This window comes from Crenobacter cavernae, assembly GCF_003355495.1.
In the GTDB taxonomy this organism is placed as follows: Bacteria; Pseudomonadota; Gammaproteobacteria; order Burkholderiales; family Chromobacteriaceae; genus Crenobacter; species Crenobacter cavernae.
In genome coordinates, this window is the sequence record NZ_CP031337.1 from 2,690,022 (window position 1) to 2,708,254 (window position 18,233).

The following is an 18,233-nucleotide window of genomic DNA, read 5'->3' on the forward strand; positions in this document are numbered from 1 at the left end:
CAAGCTTCAAGGGTCATTCCTCGCGTGCGGGAACGAGCACGGTGCGGTTGCCGTTGGTCTCCATCGAGGACACCAGGCCAGCGGCTTCCATCTGTTCGATCAGCCGCGCGGCGCGGTTGTAACCGATGCGCAGGTGTCTTTGCACCGACGAGATCGACGCCTTGCGCGTCTTGACCACGATGGCGACCGCGTCGTCGTAGAGCGCGTCGGCCTCGGCGTCGCCGTCGGCGCCGGCCATGCCGAACTCGCCGCCGCCGTCGGCGCCGTCGGCTCCGCCGCTCAGGATGCCTTCGACGTAGTCGGGGTCGCCGGTGGTCTTCAGGTATTCGACCACCTTGTGCACCTCGTCGTCGGCGACGAAGGCGCCGTGTACGCGCAGCGGGTAACCGGTGCCCGGCGGCAGATACAGCATGTCACCCTGGCCGAGCAGCGCCTCGGCGCCCATCTGGTCGAGAATCGTGCGCGAGTCGATCTTGCTCGAGACCTGGAACGCGATCCGCGTCGGGATGTTGGCCTTGATCAGGCCGGTGATCACGTCAACCGACGGGCGCTGCGTGGCGAGGATTAAATGAATACCCGCGGCGCGCGCCTTCTGCGCGAGGCGGGCGATCAGCTCCTCGATCTTCTTGCCGGCGACCATCATCAGGTCGGCCAGCTCGTCGATGACGACGACGATCAGTGGCAGCGTATCGAGCGGTTCGGGCTCGTCCGGGTTGAGGCTGAACGGGTTCGGAATCTTCTCGCCGGCCTGGTCGGCGTCGCGGATCTTCTGGTTGTAGCCGGCGAGGTTGCGCACGCCGAGCTTGGACATCAGCCGGTAGCGCTTTTCCATCTCGGCGACGCACCAGTTCAGCGCGTTCGCCGCGTGCTTCATGTCGGTGACGACCGGCGCCAACAGGTGCGGGATGCCCTCGTAGACCGACAGCTCGAGCATCTTCGGGTCGACCATGATCAGCCGCACTTCGGCCGGCGTCGCCTTGTACAGCAGGCTCAGGATCATCGCGTTGATCGCGACCGACTTGCCCGAGCCGGTGGTGCCGGCGACGAGCACGTGCGGCATCTTCGCGAGGTCGGCCGAGACCGGCTGGCCGGCGATGTCCTTGCCGAAGGCGATCGCGAGGCGCGAGCCCATCGCCTGGTAGCTGTCCGAGCCGACGATTTCCGACAGGCGCACGATCTGGCGCTTCGGGTTCGGCAGCTCGAGGCCCATATAGGTCTTGCCGGGGATTGTTTCGACGACGCGGATCGACACCAATGACAGCGCGCGCGCCAGGTCCTTCATCAGGTTGACGATCTGCGCGCCCTTCACGCCGACCGCCGGCTCGATCTCATAGCGCGTGATGACCGGGCCCGGGTAGGCAGCGATCACCTTCACGTCGACGCCGAAGTCGGCGAGTTTCTTCTCGATCAGCCGCGACGTGTATTCGACCGTGTCGGCCGACACCAGCTCGCCGTGTTCTTTCGCCGGCTCCAAAAGCGCGAGGCCAGGCAGCTCGCCGTTGCCCGGGTCGGCGAACAGCGACGCCTGCACCGGCCTTACCGCCTTCGCCGACAAGGGAATGTCGAGTACCGGCGGCTCGATCTTCACCGGCGGCTTGTCTTCGATCTTCTTCTTCTCGGCCTCGACCTTCACCTCGCGGCGCTGCGCGACCTCGCGGCCGATCTTGCGATCCTTCTTCGCCTGCCACGCCCGCCACAGGCCGACCGCCTTATCTTCGAGGAAGCCGCCGAGCCTTTCCATGATGTCGAGCCACGAGGCGCCGGTGAACAGCGAGAAGCCGATCGCCGCGGCCACGGTCAGCAGCAGCGTCGCGCCGGTGGTGCCGAAGCCGAGCGCCATCCCGCCGCCGATGAAGCGGCCGAAGAGGCCGCCCGGCGACAGCGGTAGCGCGAGCGCCTTGCTCGCGAACCACACCGCTTCGAGGCTGGAAGAGCCGAGCAGCAGCATCCCGAAACCGATAGTCGCGACGACGGTGACCGGGTTCACCTTCAGCCCCAGCGTTTCGATGCGCCGGTAGCCCCAGCCGATCGCGACCACGCAGAACACCACCAGCCACCACGCCGAGTAGCCGAATAGATAGAGCAGCAGGTCGGCGAACCATGCGCCGAAGCGGCCGCCGTAGTTGCGTACGGTCGGGTCGGACGAGCTGTGCGACCACGACGGGTCGAGTGGTGAGAAGCTGGCGAGGGTCAGCACCAGATAGACGGCCGCGACCGCCATCAACAGCCACCACGCCTCGCGCAAGAGACCGGAAAGCTGGGGGGGGAGCGGCGCGGCGTTGTTCTTGACGGCAGCCTTACGTTTGAAAAGACGCATCGCAGGGTTTTCGGGCCATGACAGGCGGGGATTATAACGGTTAAACGGTGACCTCACCGTGGATAGAGCGCGCCGAGCACGCGCAACCCGGCCGCGCCGGTGACCTCGGGCAGGTTGCCGCTGTCGCGGCGCAGCAAACGCCAGGCGAGCCACGCGAACGCGGCGGCCTCGACCTGCTGAGACGGCAGGCCGAGCACGTCGGTGAGCTCGAGCCGTGCATGGGGCAGGCACTCGGCCAACCTGTGCATCAACCGGCCGTTGCGCGCCCCGCCACCGCAGACGCAGACCGCGGCGACGCCGGGCGTGTGGCGGCCGAGCGCTTCGGCGATGCTTTCCACGGTCAGCTCGAGCAGCGTCGCCTGGACGTCGGCGGGAGCGATGTCGGCGAAGGCAGCGAGGTGGAGCGCGAGCCAGGGCAGGTCGAACAGGTCGCGCCCGGTGCTCTTCGGCGGCGGCGCGGCGAAATAGGGCTCGGCCAACATCGCGGCCAAGAGGCCGGCGTGCGGCGTGCCACTCGCCGCCCACGCGCCGTCGGCATCGAAAGCCTGGCCGAGGTGGCGGCGGGTCCACGCGTCCATCAGCATATTGCCCGGACCGGTGTCGAAGCCGATCACCGCTTCGCCGGGCGCGAGCCGGGTCAGGTTGGCGATGCCGCCGACGTTGACGATGGCGCGAGACTCCAGCGGGTGGCCGAACAGCGCGTCATGGAAGGCCGGCACCAGCGGTGCGCCATGGCCGCCGGCGGCGACGTCGCGGCTCCGGAAGTCGCCGGCGACGTCGATGCCGGTGAGCTCGGCCAAGCTCGCGAGGTTGCCAATCTGCAGCGTGTAGCCTTTCTCGGGCGCGTGCCGGATGGTCTGGCCGTGGCAGCCGATCGCCGCGACCTGCTCGCGCGCGACACCGGCGGTCTTGAGCACGGCGGCGACCGCTTCGGCGTAGAGGCCGGCCAGGGTATTGCCGAGGCGCGCGGCGCGGTCGAGTTCATTACTGTCGACCGCCTGCAGCGCGAGCACCGCCTCACGCACGTCGGCCGGGTAGGGCAGCGCCGCCTCGGCGATCAGTTCGGGCGCGCCGTCGTCGGAAAAGCGCATCAGCACCGCGTCGACGCCGTCGAGGCTGGTGCCCGACATCAGGCCGACGGTCAGCGTCGCGTCGCAGGAAAGGAAGTCGTTTTGCATCGAGGCATTATGCCCGAAACGCGCGCCCGCGCGATCAAGGTCTGTCGACGAAAAAAGCTCGGCCAACCCTGTGAAGGTTGGCCGAGCTTTTGCACGTGAGCGCCGGATCAGTCGAGCTGGGCGACGTTGACCGGGATCGAGCGCAGCATCGCCAGCTGCCCGGTGAACCGCACGCTCTTTTCGCGGAACGCGAGCTTCTGCGACGGCGACAGGCCCGGGCTCGGCAAAGCGGCCGAGCTCGGGTCGACCGGCTGGTTGTTCACCCTCACCTCGAAGTGCAGGTGCGGCCCAGTCGAGCGGCCGGTGCTGCCGACGTAACCCAAGAGCTCGCCGGCCTTGACCGGCTTGCCGGTACGCATGCCGGCGGCGAAGCGGCTCATGTGGCCGTACACCGTCGTCAGCTTGCCCTTGTGACGAACCATCACGACGTTACCGTAGCCGTTCTGCGCCTCGGCGGTGGTGACGACGCCGTCGGCCGGCGCGTGGATCGGCGTTCCGGTCGACGCAGCGTAGTCGACGCCGGCGTGCATGCGCAGCTTGTGCAGCACCGGGTGGCGGCGGAAGCCGAAGCCCGAGCTGATGCGCGCGCCGGCCACCGGTTGCTGGCCGAGGCCCTTCTTCAGCGGTTCGCCGTTGTGGTCGTAGTAGGCGCCCGATTCGCTGTCGTGCGCGAAGTAGTAGGCTTCGTCGACCCTGACGCCGCGCGTCACCTCGGCGGCGAGCACGTTGCCGACCGCCACCGGCGAGCCCTGGTAGAGCATGGTGTCGTAGACGACGGCGACGCGATCGCCGGCCTTCAGGCTATCGAGGTCGAAGCGGTCGGAGAAGATCTCGGCCAACTGAGTGCGGACCTCGTCGGGCACCTGCGCCGCGGCGAGCGAGGCGGCGACGCCGCCCTCGATGGTCAGCGACTTCATCGTCGGTTGCGCGACCGCGTCGACCTCGTCGGCGCTCGCGCGCCATTCGCCGCCGATCTTCTCGATCACGACCAGCACCTGCTCGCCGTTCTCGTCGTCGTTCAAGAAGCGCAGGCCGAACAGCTCGCCGGCGTCGTTGGTCTGGACCGACAGCGTCGCGCCGGTCTTGAGCTTCATCAGCCCCTTCGACAGCGGGCTCGACGACAGGAAGCGGCGCGCCTCGTCGCCGCCGACGCCGAGCCGGTTCAAGAGCCTGGCGATCGTATCGCCGCGCTGCACCGCCTCTTCACGCCAGTAGCGGGTCTTGCTTTCGGTTTCGCCGAACGCGGGCAGCGCCAGCTGCTGTACCACCTGCTCGACTTCGACAGCCGGCGCGCTCCGGCTGCCCGGCGCGACGGCGAAGGCCGTCACCATGCCGAACAGCGGCAGCGCCGCCGCGACGCCGAGCCAGCTCAGGTGGTGGTTCAGCGCGCGCTCGACGCATTTTTGCGGGATCGTGATCAGTTTGCGATAATTCATGCTTTACCAAGCGGACGTCGCGAGCACGCGGCGGCCGGCAATAGGGCCAAAAAAGACGGGAACGACCGGACGTTGGGGCGACCCAGGCCGGTAAAGTTCCTGGCACAAAGCGCAAAGGTTAGCAGAACGCGCCCGCCCATTGACAAATTTTCCATATAAAACAGCAACATACCCGCATGTACTGTGGTTTTCGGCGGCGCCATTCGGCGACGCCGGACCAACGCGGACGAGGACGATCGATTGAACCCAGCCATCGCGATTGAAGACGCGCTTGCCATCATCAAGCGCGGCGCCGAAGAACTGCTGATCGAGGCCGAGCTTGTCGCCAAGCTCAAGGAAGGCCGCCCCTTGCGGGTGAAGGCCGGCTTCGACCCGACCGCGCCCGACCTGCACCTGGGCCACACCGTGGTGCTGACCAAGATGCGCCAGCTGCAGGACCTCGGCCACACCATCCTGTTCCTGATCGGCGACTTCACCGGCCTGATCGGCGACCCGACCGGCAAGAACACGACGCGCCCGCCGCTGACGCCGGAACAGATCGAGATCAACGCCAAGACCTACGCCGAGCAGGTGTATAAGATCCTCGACCCGGCCAGGACCGAGATCTGCTTCAACTCCAAATGGTTGGCCGAACTCGGCGCCGCCGGCATGCTGAAGCTCGCCGCCAGCACCACCGTCGCGCGCATGCTCGAGCGCGACGACTTCAAGAAACGCTTCGCCGAGCACCTGCCGATCGCCGTCCACGAATTCATGTACCCGCTGATGCAGGGCTACGACTCGGTCGCGATGCGCGCCGACATCGAACTGGGCGGCACCGACCAGAAGTTCAACCTGTTGATGGGTCGCGCGCTGCAGGAACAGGCGGGCCAGAAGCCGCAGTGCGTGATCATGATGCCGCTCTTGGAGGGCCTCGACGGCGTCAACAAGATGTCGAAGTCGCTCGGCAACTACATCGGCATCGCCGAGCCGGCCAGCGAGATCTTCGGCAAGGTGATGTCGATCTCCGACACGCTGATGTGGCGCTACTACGAACTCGTGTCGATGAAGTCGCTCGATCAGATCAAAGCGCTCAAGCGCCAGATCGAAGAGGGCCGCAACCCGCGCGACGTGAAGATCGAGCTGGCGATGGAACTGGTCGCGCGCTTTCACGACCAGGCGGCCGCCGACGCGGCGCTCGCCGACTTCCAGGCGCGCTTCCAGAAGAACGCGATTCCGGACGAGATGCCGGAAGTCACCGTCGCCGTCGGCGCCGAGGGCCTGGCGATCGGCAACATCCTGAAGGAAGCCGACCTCGTCGCGTCGACCTCCGAGGCCTTGCGCATGATCCAGCAGGGCGGCGTGAAGGTCGACGGCGAGAAGGTCGATGACAAGGCGCTGAAACTGGTGGCAGGCGTCACCGTCGTGCTGCAGGTCGGCAAGCGCAAGTTCGCGCGCGTGACGCTGTCCTAAGCGGTCCGCCCCCAAAGCTCGGCCAACCTTGGTGCATGTCTAAGGTTGGCCGAGCTCTTGTTGCCGCCCGTACGACGCGTCCATAGCAAGTCCATCACAACGAGACCGACCCAGGCCATGCAACTTTCCCTGTTCATCCCCGGCCTCGCCTGGCCCGACCTCTACGCCGCCGCCGAAGTCGCGCGCGGCCTCGAGCTGCCGGCGCTGTCGGCCCTGCTCGGCCGCGGCGAGCTCGCGCTGACGCCGGCGAAGTTCTCCGAGCTGACGGCGATCGCCTTCGGCCTGCGTGACATCGCGCCGGCGCGCCGCGCCGCCGAAGACGCGGGCCTCGCCGTCGAAGGCCGCTACTGGCTGCTCGCCGAGCCGGGCCACCTGCGCATCGACCGCGACCGCGCGATGCTGGCCGACGTCGGCATCATGGCGATCGGCCAGAGCGAAGCCGACGGACTCGTCGCGAGCCTCAACGCCCACTTCGCCGAGGACGGCCTCGCCTTCCATGCGACGAGCCCGGGCCGCTGGTTCGTGTCGATGACAGAGCCGACCGGCGCGCACTTCACGCCGCTCGACGACGTCGTCGGCGAGGATGTGAACGCGCACCTGCCTAAGGGCGGCGCTGGGCTCAAGTGGAGCCGCTTCCTGAACGAGCTGCAGATGCTGCTCTATACGCACCCGATCAACGACGAGCGCGAGATGCGCGGCGAGCCGGCGATCAACACCGTCTGGTTGTGGGGCGACGGCGAAGAGGGGCAGCCGTCGAGCGCAGCGCAGACCGTTCTGGCCGACCATCCGCTGTGGCAGGACTACGCGCGCCGCGCGGGCGTGACCGTCGACGCCGCGCCGTTCGACTTCGCCGCCTTGCAGGACGCCGCCGCCAACGCCGGCAAGGTGCTGGTGATGCTCGACACCGCGCACGCGCCGGCGCAGTACCGCGACGTCTACGGCTGGCGCGAGGCGCTGACCGTGCTCGAGGAACGCTGGTTCGCGCCGATCCACCAGGCGCTGCGCGCCGGCAAACTGAAAGAGCTCAACCTCGTCTGCCACGGCGACGCGGGCTTCACCGCCACGCTGACGCCGGGCATGACTTGGAAACTGTGGCGTCGTCCCAAAACCCTCGCGGCCGTCTACCCGGCCGACCAGAGCGTGTAAATCCATGTCCCGCATCGTCGTCCGACCCATCCCGCAGCCGGTGTGCCAGACGCTGGCCGCCGCCGGTTTCACGCCGCTGATGGCACGCCTGTTCGCCGCGCGCGGCATCGCCGAAGCCTGCGAGCTCGACACCGCACTCAAGGCGCTCTTGCCTTACCAGGGGCTGAAGCACATCGCCGCGATGGCCGCCAAGTTGGCCGAGGCCATCGCGCTCGACCAGAAACTGCTGATCGTCGCCGACTACGACGCCGACGGCGCGACCGCGTGCACCGTCGCGCTCGAAGGGCTGTCGGCACTCGGCGCCAGGGTCGACTTCATCGTTCCCAATCGCTTCGAATACGGCTACGGCCTGACGCCGGAAATCGTCGACCTCGCGGCGACGCGTTCGCCCGACATCATCGTCACCGTCGACAACGGCATCGCCAGCGTCGCCGGCGTCGAACGCGCACGCGAGCTCGGCATCGAGGTGCTGGTCACCGACCACCACCTGCCGGGCGACACCTTGCCCGAAGCACTGATCGTCAACCCGAACCAGCCCGGCTGCGGGTTTCCGTCTAAGAACCTCGCCGGCGTCGGCGTGATGTTCTACGTGCTGATGGCCTTGCGTGCCGAGCTGCGACAACGCGGCGCGTTCGACGGCAGGGCGGAGCCGAACCTGGCCGAACTGTTGGACCTCGTCGCGCTCGGCACCGTCGCCGACGTGGTACGCCTCGACCAGAACAACCGCATCCTCGTCGAGCAGGGCCTGCGCCGCATGCGCGCCGGCAAGATGCGTCCCGGCATCGCCGCGCTGTTCCGCGTCGCCGGCCGCGCCGCGTACAAGGCGACGACCTTCGATCTCGGCTTCACGCTCGGCCCGCGGCTGAACGCCGCCGGCAGGCTCGACGACATGAGCCTCGGCATCGCCTGCCTGCTCGCCAAGAGCGAAGACGAGGCGATGCGCCTCGCCCAGGAACTCGACCGGCTGAACCGCGAACGGCGCACGATCGAGCAGGGCATGCAGGACGAGGCACTGGCGGTGCTGTCGGGCTTCGATCCGGCCGGCCGCCACAGCCTCGCGCTGTACCGCGACGACTGGCACCAGGGCGTCGTCGGCATCGTTGCGTCGCGCCTGAAGGAACGCTTCCACCGGCCGTCCATCGTGTTCGCGCCCGGTGACGACGGCGAGATCAAGGGCTCGGGCCGCTCGATCCCCGGTTTTCACCTCAGGGACGCGCTGGATCTCGTCTATAAGCGCCACCCGGGCCTGATCCTCAAGTTCGGCGGCCACGCGATGGCGGCCGGGCTGACCGTCGCCGAGGCCGACTTCAAGGTCTTCTGCGACGCGTTCGAGGCGGTGGCGCGCGAATGGCTGACCGAAGTGCAGCTGACGCGCACCTTCGAGACCGACGGCAGCCTCACGGGCCGCGAGCTGCAGCTTGACGTCGCCGAGACGATGGGCGCGCAGGTGTGGGGGCAGGGCTTTCCGCCGCCGACCTTCCACGACCGTTTCCGCGTCGTGCAACAACGGCTGGTCGGCGACAAGCACCTGAAGCTCAGGCTGGAAAAGGACGGCGTCGAATACGACGCGATGCGCTTCAACCAGGTCGACTGGCTGCCCGACGTCGTCGACGCGGTCTACCAGGTGGTCGCGAACGAATGGCAGGGCCGCAAGGAGCTGCAGCTTTACATCGAACACTGGCTGCCGGCCGGTGAGGGGAGACATTGATGGAAACCTTGCTTGCCGCGATCGCCGGCGTCGTCGTCGGCGCGCTGCTGGCCTGGCTGCTGCTGAAAAGCCGTGCCGACGTCGCGCAGGAACGCGGGCGTTCCGAAGGCTTGGCCGAGGTCTCGCGGATGTCGGCCGAGATCGGCGCCGCCGCGCGCCTCTTGGAGGAGGCGCGCGAGCGAGAACGGCTGCAGCAGACCGAACTGGCCTTACAGCGCCAGACGCTGGCCGAGCAGCAGCAGAGGCTCGGCCAACTCGAAGCCTCGGCGGCGCGGCTGCCGCAGCTCGAAGCGCAACAGGCCGAGCGCGACGCGGTGATCGCCGGCCTCAACAAGGAATTGCGCGACACCGCCAGCCGGCTGGCCGCCAGCGCCGAGCAGGGCCGCCAGCTCGAAGCCTTGCAGCAGGACCTGGCCGGCGCGCGTAAGCACGCGCAAACGCTGACCGACGACATCACCCGGCTGACCGCGCGCGAGCAGGAACTGGCGACGCGGCTCGAACAGGAGCGGCTCGCCGCCGGCGAGAAGCTGCAGGTGCTGATCGACGCGCGCGAGGCGTTGTCGAACCAGTTCAAGGCGCTCGCCAACGAGATCTTCGAGGAGAAGTCGAAGCGCTTCACCGAGCAGAACCAGAGCAACCTCGGCCAACTGCTGAACCCGCTCCACGAGCGCATCCAGGGCTTCGGCAAGCTGGTGCAGGACACCTACGACAAGGATTCGAAGGAGAGGCTGACGCTCGAGACCGAACTGAAGCGCCTGCAGGAGCTGAACACGCGTCTCGGCGACGATGCGGTTGCGCTGACGCGCGCGCTGACCGGCGCCAGCAGCAAGACGCAGGGCGCGTGGGGCGAGATGGTGCTCGAGAAGGTGCTCGAACACTCGGGGCTGACGCGCGGCCGCGAGTACGACGTCCAGCACTCGGACGTGCTCGAGACCGAGGAGGGCGGCCTCAAGCGCTACCAGCCCGACGTGGTGATCCACCTGCCCGAGGGCAAGCACCTGGTGATCGATTCGAAGGTGTCGCTGAACGCCTACGTGCGCCATACCGCCGCCGACGACGAAATCGTCCGCGAGGCCGAGCTGAAGGCGCACATCGCCGCGCTGCGCACGCACATCCGCACGCTGTCCGAGAAGCGCTACCAGGACCTGTACGGCCTGACCAGTATCGACTTCGTGTTCATGTTCGTGCCGGTCGAGCCGGCCTATCTGCTCGCGGTGCAACGCGACATGAGCCTGTTCACCGAGGCGTTCGACCAGCGCATCGTCATCGTCGGCCCGAGCACCTTGCTCGCGACCTTGCGCACTGTGGCCAGCATCTGGCGCTACGAAGACCAGAACCAGAACGCGATCGAGATCGCGCGCCAGAGCGGCGCGATGTTCGACAAGTTCGTCGGCTTCGTCGATACGCTGGAAAAGCTCGGCAAGCAACTGTCTACGACGCAGGACAGCTACGCGACCGCGATGAAGCAGCTCGCCAGCGGCAGCGGCAACCTGGTCGGCCGCGCCGAAAAGCTGCGCAAGCTCGGCATCAAGGCGAACAAGCAGTTGGCGGCAAGCTTACGCGGCGACGAGAGCGAAGAGGACGAAGACGGCGAGGCGCTGCTACCGGGTTGAGCGGCGCAGACTGTCCCGTGGGAAAAAGCTCGGCCAACGTTGGCCGAGCTTTTTTCATTGGGTCTACGGCGCTTTTTTCAGCGAAATCGCGCACGACTTCTGCGACGAGGGGGGGGTGGAACGGTAGACATTCTCGCCGTTCCAGATCGCGCCGATGGCGAAGCCATTTGTCATGGCGACTGACCTTGTCTACGGTGAAATTTCACCGGAGAGACCGCATGAAACGCCTGATGACTTGCTTTGCCGTGTCGATGCTGGCCGCAGGCCACGCGAGCGCCATGGTCCGCTGCCAGGATGCGAACGGCCGCATCGAATACAGCGACAAACCGTTCTGTACCGCCGGGCAAAAGCCGCTCGATTCGTCGGTGCGCTGGCAGGCGCCGGTGACATCGGGCAGCGAATCCGCACCGTCGAAGGCGTCGGCCGAGTCAGTACTCAAGCCGGCGCGCAAGTCTCGCTACCGGCAAGCACGCGACGCCGATGCGCGCCTTATCGAGACTCACGAGTCGGACGTCCTCAAGCGCTGCCGCCAGCTGCGCCGCTACAAGAACCTGATGCAGCAGCGGCTCGCGTCGGGTCATGCCGATGCGAGCCTGAGCGAGTTGCGCGCGGCCGACGCGCGACTGAGCCGCGCCAACTGCCCGCCGTTCTGAAGTCCTCGAGGTTGGCCGAGCACGGTCAGGGAGCGCTTCAGCCGCCGGCGCGCTTCACCGTCCAGCCGGTCTTTGCCAGTTCGGCCATCAGTACGTCGACGTGGTCACCCTGGACCTCGATCACGCCGTCCTTCACCGTTCCGCCCGAGCCGCATCTCTGCCGTAAGCGCTTTGCGAAAGCGGCGAGTTCCGCCGCCGGCAGTGGCACGCCGGCGACCGTCGTCACGCCTTTGCCGTTGCGCCCCTTGGTCTCGCGTCGCACGCGTACCACACCATCGCCCGGCGGCGGCGCTTGTTCCGCCGCGCAGCGGCATCGCTCGATGGGCTGGCTGCAGCCCGGGCACATCCGCCCGTGTTCGGTCGAATAGACCAGTCCGCCGAGGCCTCTTGCTTTCATCTTTAAGTCTTTCCTAATAGCGGCGCGTTCAGCGCTCCTTGCTCAGTTTTTCGACCAGCGCTTCGAGCGCCTCGGCGCGCGCCTTCCAGTACTCGAGCGTCTCGGTCTCGTCCGGGTCCGGCTGCGTCAGCGAGTGCGACGCCGTCTCGTCGTGCCGGTGGTCGTCGTCCTTGTGCAGGTAGATCGACGTCGTCGACAGTGAGCTGTGACCGAAGTTGGCCTTGATCGTGCGGATGTCGATGCCGGCGTCGCCCATCATCGACCCGGCGGTGTGCCTGAGCCAGTGCGCCGATGCGAGTTCGAGCGCACGGGCTTCGTCGCCGCGTCCGAGCGATGTCAGCCGGTCGGACGCGAGGCGGAAAACGGTCTTCAGAATGGTGTGGATGGCCTGGCGCGTCATCGGCTCGGAGCGCAGGCCGCGTACCTTCAGCACCAGCGGCAGGTCTTCGCCGGGCGAAGGCAGGGCAGGGAGGTCGAGGCTCTCGCGGTACTGGCGCAGCTCGGCCAACATCTCGTCGTTGACCGGAATCTGGCGCGCCTTCTCGCCCTTGCCGACCACGTCGAGCCACCAGCGCGTCTTGCCCTGACCCTGGCGGAAATAGAACGCTCCCATACGTGTGCCGGTCACCTCCGAGATGCGCAGGCCGCTGAGCAGGAACAATTGCAGCAGCCAGCGACAGCGTGACACATGCCTGCGCTCGAGCTCGGTTTCGCAGGGCAGGGCGCCGACCGCGTCGAAGCAGGCGTCGATCTGCTGGCGGCCGATCAGCCGCGTCAGCCGCGGCGCGCCCTTGCCGCGACGTTTGCGCGCCAGCGACAGCGGGTTGGCCGCCAGGTAACGCGCCTCGACCAGCCAGGAAAACATCGAATTGACGATGGTGAGCGCCTGGCGCACCGAGCTTTCCGACAGCGGCCCGCTGAAAGGCCGCCAGTCCGGGTGATGGCGACCGACGCGCCGCGTGCCGACCCAGACGGCCGCCGGCTGGGGGTTGGCGAGAAAGCGCCGGTACAGTTCAAGGTCTTCGTGCGTCAGCGACGACACCAGTTTTCCGCGCGCGAACACGGCCCAGCGGTACAGCCGGTCGGCCTCCTTGAGGTAACTGGCGCGGGTGTGCTCGGAATCGGCGACACGCGAAAGCCAGGCCATGATGGCTTCGCGGTCGTCGCGGGCCTGCAGCGAAGAGGCGTCCTGCGCCGGGCGATTGCTGCCTTTGTTGACGCTCAGCCCGTCAGGCGCGGGAGGGAGAACGACGTGGGCCGGTAGCGTGGTATTCGCCATGTGAAGTAGTGCCTGCCTTTGAGTGCGTAAGTTGGTCAAATGCACTCATGGTGCTTGTTTGGTTTTGTTTTAATTTTGTTTGACATTATAAATGTTTTGGCAAAAATCGGCGAACCGCCCAACTCATTGATTTTCTTCGGACTCGACGCAAACGCCGGGGTGGGGCTCCCCACAAGAATTGACATTACCGTCATCAGCCCGGCCAGCCCTAGTGTGCCGCCGAGCCGCTTCCTGAAATCCGCCCAGAACTCCCGCCTTTCCTCGCTCTTCTCGCGATCTATGTTCGCGGCCGCGATCACTTCCAGCGGGTTGACGCCGAGCACCTCGGCCACCATCACGCAGGCGAAGTCGTCCATTACCCGTTCACCGTTTTTGTAGCCGCTCATGGCCTGTGGGCTGAGCTTGAGCTTGATCGCCGCTTGTCGATCACTCTTCTTGCCAAGCTTTGTCAGCGCTTCTTCCAGGTACTCCACCGACTGTTTCATGCAAATGTCATTTTTACTATACGCAAGTGCGTATATAGCCTGTTCGATATACGCACTTGCGTATACATCCCACTCCTCAAATTCTAGCGCGCCGGGCCAACCCGCCCGCGCCACTTTTCCGCCACGAAGGGACCCCCCATGAAAGCAACCGCCATCGGCTTCCTCGAAATGAAGGGCAAGAGCAAGGCCACCGGTAACGACTACCACATGGTCCAGCTCAACATCCTCACCGAGAACAAGAGCGCCAACGCCACCAACATGAGCAAGATCGGTGTCGGCTACGAATCCTTTTCCCTCGCCATCGACGAGTCGGCCAAGGCCAAGTTCATGTGCCTGACCTACCCGTGCAACGTCGATCTCGTCCTCGACCACCGCCCGCGCGGCCGCAACCTCGAAGCCGTCGTGACCGGCCTCGCCGGCGAACCGGTCTTCATCGACATCAGCAAGCGGCTTTGTTAATGGTATGGACGCCCCTGATAGGAGCTTTGTGCTGCACCGTGAGTGTCCTGTCCTGCGATTGGGGTTAATGCGGTCGCGGAATCGTTCTTCAGCAGCCTGAAGAAAGAACGCATCCGCAAACGGATCTACCAAACCCGCGACCTGGCCCGATCAGACGTGTTCGACTATATCGAGGTCTTTTACAACCGAACACGCCGCCACAGTCACTTGGTCGGCGTCAATCCCGATGCCTTTGAGCAGGACTCGGCGCTAGGGTCGGGAATGTCTACGGCTCTAGAAACAGTCCACTTTCCTCTCCGGCTTGTCATGCCAAATCCTAGCAACTATGCTTCATACTCGATTCCGATGGCATACAGGTCAAATATCCAACCCGGAGGGGCTTATGGATAATAAACAGGCACTGTCTAGCGAAGAGGTGAACGAAACGCGCATCGCCCTAGCCTTTTTTGGAGGAGTCGCGCTCGCCATCTACGAGAGCGGGGTAGCGGTCGAATTTTTCCGTCTGGTCAACGGCGAAGGCGTTTATGGAGCGTTGAAACAAAAGAGCCGCTCCGGCGACGTGTCGGTCGATATCATCACCGGAACCTCGGCCGGCGGCCTGAACGGCGCGCTGCTGGCCAATGCGATCGTCAATCGCGGAGACATCAGCAAGTTGCTGACGCTGTGGCGGGAAGAAGGCGATATCGACAAGCTGCTTTACGGGCCTTTTAAATCCAGCCCCGAGTCATTGCTAGACGGCGACAGGTTCAAAAACAAGATATTCGAGGCACTGATTGCAAAACGCGCCGCTCCGCCGTCCGAATCGGCACTGCAGCCGGCGATCGACCTCTTTCTGACCGCCACCAACCTCGACGGCGACCGCGTGGTGGTCACCACGCCGGATCACGAAGAAATCCCCACCCGAACGCATCGACAGGTTTTTCATTTTCGCTACAGGAAAAAAGAGCCTGGGCAAGACGCGATCGAGATCAACGATTTCAGAACTGAAGAGGACCTATGTCTTCTCGCCCAGGCAGCGCGGGCGAGTGCTTCGTTCCCTCTCGCATTCACGCCGGTTCTTGTCAAAAAATCCAGCCTCGGCAGTCGGGCGCTCCACCTTGAGGCCGACGCCTATCACATCGACGGTGGCGTTTTGGACAACAAGCCGATCGAACTTGCCCTGCAAGCCATCGCCAAGCGGCGCGCGAACAAGAAAATCAGGCGCCTCCTTTTTTACATCGAACCCGATCCGGAAAAGATCCATTCGCGCACCTGCCAGGATGCCCCCCGTTCCTATAGCGCGCCCGAAGTCGTGCTCAAAGCACTCGTCGACCTGCCGGCCTACCAAAGCATCACCACCGCACTCCAGAATATCGAGCGGCGCAACCAGAATGTGAGCGACCTGAGGCGAACACTCGAATATTACGAGAGCGTTGCCGCAAAATATAAGGAAAGCAAGGCTGGAGTCCATGAAGGCGCCTTCTCCGACCTCAGATATATTGAGCCAACCGACGCCCCGACGGCACTCTTTCGCGCACAGGAGGATGGGTATTTGGATTTGCGGCTCCGCCGCGAGTTGACAGAAGATTTTTTCAAGCTGTTGATGGAGGTGACGGGCCAGGCGAGAGATTTGCTTTCGATTCTCTCTCCACAGGATCAGGACGCCGTCTCTTCCGTCAAGAATGAGATCTATCGGTTCAAGTCGCTACTGCTGCGCGCGATCGACCTGAAATACCATCGGCGGCTCTACAAATATCTCATCCAGATCGTGCGACAACTCTATCCGGAGCCTCTCAAGGGCACGGGGGGCGGGACTGGCGACGAATGGTCATACATTTCCGAGACGACGAGGCGGCTCAACCTTTTAAAGGAAATGCTATACGACCAAGACGAGCTGATCGCCCAGCTGGAACTTTCCCAAGCCGCTGCACTGAAGAGCGAACTGGTCGCCATCAAGGCACAGTTGCTCGAGATTCTCGAAAAGACCAAGTCGGCGAGTACAAGCAAGGACCTCGTCGCTCACTTCATAGATCTTTCGGACAGGATAGTCGCGACGGATTTTTTTCGCCGCCGGCTCGAGTTCATCCAGGGCGTGCATTCCACCGTCCTTCAGCGCCTCGAAAATGAGCATTCGGAACTGCAGAAGCAATGGGAAAGTAAAGCGAGCGACGTGCCGGGAACACGCCCCTTCTGTCAAAGGATCATGGAGGGATATTGGGCGCTACGCGACGCGCTCGACAGCTTTTATCTTCGCGACATCATCATTTATCCGATGATGCCAGGCGACGAATTGGCGTCCGAATTGGAGTACATCCATTTTTCGCGCATCAGCCCGGCGGATGCGAATCACTTCATCCCTGGTCTGAGCACCGAAGACAAGATCGCCGGCGAAAAGTTTTTTCATTTTGGCGGATTCTTAAACAAAGAATGGAGAGGGAACGACTTGACATGGGGTCGTCTCGACACCGCAGAAATCATTATTCGAAAACTCATCTCTGACGGGCCCGAGCAAAAACGCCTAATTGAAGAGGCCCACCGTGAAATCATCGAAGAGATGAACAGTCTGGACATGGGAATCTACGGCGTGCGGAGCCCTTCCGCCGCACAAATGGGCCCTCCACGGCGCGATGACCTGATCGGGAGGCAGCAACTCTCGGCAATCCCGCCGGAAAAGAAGATAAGCTGGGCTTGGCGCGGCGCGATCACGCTTTTGAAAATCGTCCGTCAAACGCTTGCCAAGACGAAGGCGTCGTTCCTGCTCAAAAGCCTTTTCGAGGTCCTAGACAGGCTCATCCTTTTCATGACAGGTGCCTTAGTCCTGTTCACTTGGTGCTTTGCAAAGTTTCTTCGCGTACGCATTCTCATCTGGCTGATCGCCGCTGCCGCATTCATCGGACTGGGGGCAGTCCTCCTTCTCGCGTGGAAAAATCCGCTCGGCAAGCTATGGGACGGTCTTTTGCTGAGGATAGCGGATATCTTTTAAACCCAGAACATGGCTTCTAACGTCAATCCTCCTGAAAATGGGATGACACCATCGACGATCTTGCCGGCCTATCCGGACCTCCCGTCATCGGGCCAATACAAGTTAGTCATTGAACGAAAGGAAAGCGACCATGAGAGATAAGTTTGTAGACTTGGAAGCCTTGAATATCCGGTCGGCTCCCGTCATCTCCGCTAGCACGCGAATCGGGATTCTTCACTTGGGGCTGCGTGTCGAGGAGCTGGGGTCGGCCAGTGAGGAGGGATGGGTCAAAATAAGGGTCATCGACGATGGCTCGCCGCTGGAAGGCGTAGTGAAGAGCGAGATCGACGGCGTTGCGACCTTGCGCGACCCGGTTTCTCTCGCACGAGAGGTGCTGGTCGGCGAGGCAATCAAGGAGTGGCTACGCTTCGAAAAAGGCCAGGGTATGGAGCACCACGACCCATTTTATAAATTTGTCGGCGAGATGTGGCAGTCTATCAAATTGGACCTCGACGGGAAGGACAGGGACACCCCGTGGTCCGCCGCTGCCATCTCTTTCATGGTCAGGAATGCAGGCAAACAGGTTCCCAATTACAAACAATTCAAGTTTGCTGCCTCTCATTCGAAATTCATGCACGATTCGATATTGAAGCGGAAAAACAGCGACACCGACGCTCCATTCTGGGGGTTCCGACTGCATGAAAAACGCCCTCAAATCGGCGACATCGTCGGGAAATGGCGCGAAACGCCGAAAGACTTCGAGGACGCTGCATCTGGCAACGCGTTCAAAAGCCACAGCGACATCATCGTCAGCGTTAAACCGGATCATGTTCTAGCCATCGGCGGAAATGTCGATCAATCGGTGAGCATTACCCGCTATGAGAAAACGGCGGCGGGCTTTCTAGCTCCTAAAAATGCCACTTTCATCCACTTGGTCAACCAGGCGTAACTCCGCACGGACGAGGCCCACAACCGGGCTCGTCCTGACCCTTGCGTGGGCCGTTGCCGCCTGCTCGGGCGTAGAATTCAGGAAGGTGGCGGCCCCCGCCCCGCTGGACAGGGCAAGTTGCGAAAGGGAGGCCCGCATATTGCTGGAAACTGTAACGGTTTACGCCACTCCGCTGTTGGGATCGACCTCCGTTGCGAAACTTTCGGCGGGACGCTTCGTATAT

Annotated in this window: 14 protein-coding genes and 1 pseudogene; 9 read left to right on the forward strand and 6 right to left on the reverse strand. The window is 64.1% G+C overall.

Going from position 1 to position 18,233, the window contains the following annotated elements:
• Positions 1–13 precede the first annotated feature (13 nt).
• The 3 genes from DWG20_RS13070 to DWG20_RS13080 all read right to left on the reverse strand — a co-directional run bounded on the left by DWG20_RS13070 (position 14) and on the right by DWG20_RS13080 (position 4,931).
• Positions 14–2,317 (reverse strand): DNA translocase FtsK, encoded by a 2,304-nt coding sequence (locus DWG20_RS13070; RefSeq protein WP_115434216.1) that lies wholly within the window; start codon positions 2,315–2,317, stop codon positions 14–16.
• Between the two features lie 53 nt (positions 2,318–2,370).
• Positions 2,371–3,495 (reverse strand): anhydro-N-acetylmuramic acid kinase, encoded by a 1,125-nt coding sequence (locus DWG20_RS13075; protein WP_115434217.1) that lies wholly within the window; start codon positions 3,493–3,495, stop codon positions 2,371–2,373.
• 107 nt (positions 3,496–3,602) lie between these two features.
• A complete protein-coding gene (locus tag DWG20_RS13080; protein WP_115434218.1) occupies positions 3,603–4,931 on the reverse strand; it encodes a M23 family metallopeptidase in 1,329 nt (442 codons plus the stop codon).
• A 240-nt stretch (positions 4,932–5,171) separates the two neighbouring features.
• Here DWG20_RS13080 and tyrS point away from each other — a divergent pair, with 240 nt between their 5' ends.
• The 5 genes from tyrS (at position 5,172) to DWG20_RS13105 (ending at position 11,500) form a co-directional block, all read left to right on the forward strand.
• A complete protein-coding gene (gene tyrS, locus DWG20_RS13085; RefSeq protein WP_220271964.1) occupies positions 5,172–6,380 on the forward strand; it encodes a tyrosine--tRNA ligase in 1,209 nt (402 codons plus the stop codon).
• 117 nt (positions 6,381–6,497) lie between these two features.
• Entirely contained in the window at positions 6,498–7,526 is a 1,029-nt protein-coding gene (locus tag DWG20_RS13090) for a hypothetical protein (protein WP_115434219.1), read from the forward strand.
• Positions 7,527–7,530: 4 nt separating this feature from the next.
• Positions 7,531–9,234: a single-stranded-DNA-specific exonuclease RecJ gene (gene recJ / locus DWG20_RS13095; RefSeq protein WP_115434220.1), complete on the forward strand. Its 1,704-nt coding sequence runs from the start codon at positions 7,531–7,533 to the stop codon at positions 9,232–9,234.
• Positions 9,234–10,847: a DNA recombination protein RmuC gene (locus DWG20_RS13100; RefSeq protein WP_115434221.1), complete on the forward strand. Its 1,614-nt coding sequence runs from the start codon at positions 9,234–9,236 to the stop codon at positions 10,845–10,847. The genes recJ and DWG20_RS13100 overlap by 1 nt, the downstream gene beginning before the upstream one ends.
• Before the next feature lie 218 nt (positions 10,848–11,065).
• Complete coding sequence (locus DWG20_RS13105) at positions 11,066–11,500, forward strand: DUF4124 domain-containing protein (protein WP_115434222.1); 435 nt, start codon at positions 11,066–11,068, stop codon at positions 11,498–11,500.
• 37 nt (positions 11,501–11,537) lie between these two features.
• Here the strand turns inward: DWG20_RS13105 and DWG20_RS13110 are convergent, their stop codons facing one another.
• From DWG20_RS13110 to DWG20_RS13120, 3 genes are all read right to left on the reverse strand, one after another.
• Complete coding sequence (locus DWG20_RS13110) at positions 11,538–11,897, reverse strand: translation initiation factor Sui1 (protein WP_115434223.1); 360 nt, start codon at positions 11,895–11,897, stop codon at positions 11,538–11,540.
• A 28-nt stretch (positions 11,898–11,925) separates the two neighbouring features.
• Positions 11,926–13,044 (reverse strand): tyrosine-type recombinase/integrase, encoded by a 1,119-nt coding sequence (locus tag DWG20_RS13115; protein ID WP_245944725.1) that lies wholly within the window; start codon positions 13,042–13,044, stop codon positions 11,926–11,928.
• A gap of 167 nt (positions 13,045–13,211) precedes the next feature.
• Entirely contained in the window at positions 13,212–13,661 is a 450-nt protein-coding gene (locus DWG20_RS13120) for a hypothetical protein (protein WP_115434225.1), read from the reverse strand.
• Positions 13,662–13,799: 138 nt separating this feature from the next.
• Here DWG20_RS13120 and DWG20_RS13125 point away from each other — a divergent pair, with 138 nt between their 5' ends.
• The 4 genes and pseudogenes from DWG20_RS13125 to DWG20_RS13140 all read left to right on the forward strand — a co-directional run bounded on the left by DWG20_RS13125 (position 13,800) and on the right by DWG20_RS13140 (position 18,010).
• The gene (locus DWG20_RS13125) at positions 13,800–14,120 is read left to right on the forward strand and encodes a hypothetical protein (RefSeq protein ID WP_115434226.1); all 321 of its coding nucleotides are present in this window, start codon (positions 13,800–13,802) and stop codon (positions 14,118–14,120) included.
• Positions 14,121–14,186: 66 nt separating this feature from the next.
• Positions 14,187–14,366, forward strand: a pseudogene (locus DWG20_RS13130) (IS3 family transposase); the annotation flags it as partial.
• 136 nt (positions 14,367–14,502) lie between these two features.
• Complete coding sequence (locus DWG20_RS13135; RefSeq protein ID WP_181880919.1) at positions 14,503–17,082, forward strand: patatin-like protein; 2,580 nt, start codon at positions 14,503–14,505, stop codon at positions 17,080–17,082.
• A 130-nt stretch (positions 17,083–17,212) separates the two neighbouring features.
• Positions 17,213–18,010, forward strand: a complete 798-nt coding sequence (locus tag DWG20_RS13140) for an SH3 domain-containing C40 family peptidase (protein ID WP_115434228.1) — start codon at positions 17,213–17,215, stop codon at positions 18,008–18,010.
• Positions 18,011–18,233 lie beyond the last annotated feature (223 nt).

Bases quoted from the DNA above. Each gene is read 5' to 3' on its own strand.
- DWG20_RS13070 (WP_115434216.1), bottom strand. From the start codon at position 2,317: ATGCGTCTTTTCAAACGTAAGGCTGCCGTCAAGAACAACGCCGCGCCG.
- DWG20_RS13075 (WP_115434217.1), bottom strand. From the start codon at position 3,495: ATGCAAAACGACTTCCTTTCCTGCGACGCGACGCTGACCGTCGGCCTG.
- DWG20_RS13080 (WP_115434218.1), bottom strand. From the start codon at position 4,931: ATGAATTATCGCAAACTGATCACGATCCCGCAAAAATGCGTCGAGCGC.
- DWG20_RS13090 (WP_115434219.1), top strand. From the start codon at position 6,498: ATGCAACTTTCCCTGTTCATCCCCGGCCTCGCCTGGCCCGACCTCTAC.
- recJ (WP_115434220.1), top strand. From the start codon at position 7,531: ATGTCCCGCATCGTCGTCCGACCCATCCCGCAGCCGGTGTGCCAGACG.
- DWG20_RS13100 (WP_115434221.1), top strand. From the start codon at position 9,234: ATGGAAACCTTGCTTGCCGCGATCGCCGGCGTCGTCGTCGGCGCGCTG.
- DWG20_RS13105 (WP_115434222.1), top strand. From the start codon at position 11,066: ATGAAACGCCTGATGACTTGCTTTGCCGTGTCGATGCTGGCCGCAGGC.
- DWG20_RS13110 (WP_115434223.1), bottom strand. From the start codon at position 11,897: ATGAAAGCAAGAGGCCTCGGCGGACTGGTCTATTCGACCGAACACGGG.
- DWG20_RS13115 (WP_245944725.1), bottom strand. From the start codon at position 13,044: ATGGCCTGGCTTTCGCGTGTCGCCGATTCCGAGCACACCCGCGCCAGT.
- DWG20_RS13120 (WP_115434225.1), bottom strand. From the start codon at position 13,661: ATGAAACAGTCGGTGGAGTACCTGGAAGAAGCGCTGACAAAGCTTGGC.
- DWG20_RS13125 (WP_115434226.1), top strand. From the start codon at position 13,800: ATGAAAGCAACCGCCATCGGCTTCCTCGAAATGAAGGGCAAGAGCAAG.
- DWG20_RS13135 (WP_181880919.1), top strand. From the start codon at position 14,503: ATGGATAATAAACAGGCACTGTCTAGCGAAGAGGTGAACGAAACGCGC.
- DWG20_RS13140 (WP_115434228.1), top strand. From the start codon at position 17,213: ATGAGAGATAAGTTTGTAGACTTGGAAGCCTTGAATATCCGGTCGGCT.